We start from the raw sequence: 590 nt of genomic DNA, 5'->3' as shown, positions 1-590 counted from the left end.
GAGCTGGCGGCGAAGTACGGGCTGTCGGTCAGCGGTGCCCGGCCGGGCCTCGGCGAGTACACCCGGCAGTTGTGGGGCCGGCGGCACTTCATCAACGAGTTCGCGAAGGCGCGGACGCAGGCGCAGTACACCGATGCCCGGCTGGGTCAGCTGTGGCAGGTGATGACGCCGTTGCTGAACGCGGCGGTGTACTACCTGATCTTCGGGCTGTTGCTGGGTACCGACCGCGGTGTGGACAACTTCATCGCGTTCCTGGTGACCGGCATCTTCATCTTCACGTTCACCCAGTCGTCGATCATGAGTGGCGTGAAGGCGGTCTCGGGGAACCTGGGCCTGATCCGGGCCCTGCACTTCCCCCGGGCGTCGATGCCGATCGCGTTCACGCTGATGCAGTTGCAGCAGCTGCTGATGTCGATGCTGGTGCTGTTCTCGATCGTGCTGATGACCGGCGAGGTGCCGACCTGGTCGTGGTTGCTGGCGATTCCGGCGCTGTTCATCCAGTCGATCTTCAATGCCGGCCTGGCGCTGGCGGTGGCCCGGCTGGGCAGCAAGATGACGGACCTCGCGCAGCTGATGCCGTTCATCCTGCG

The 590-nt window shown here is 65.3% G+C and carries 1 protein-coding gene; it reads left to right on the top strand.

Annotation, left to right across the window (positions count from 1 at the left end; all coding sequences use genetic code 11):
* On the top strand, positions 1–590 hold a 590-nt coding region (locus C6N31_RS42385), incomplete at both ends, for an ABC transporter permease (RefSeq protein ID WP_198359643.1).

This window comes from Streptomyces fildesensis, assembly GCF_016107395.1.
Classification (GTDB): domain Bacteria; phylum Actinomycetota; class Actinomycetes; order Streptomycetales; family Streptomycetaceae; genus Actinacidiphila; species Actinacidiphila fildesensis.
The sequence above is the reverse complement of the archived record's forward strand: the minus strand, read 5'-3'. Positions and strand labels throughout refer to the sequence as shown.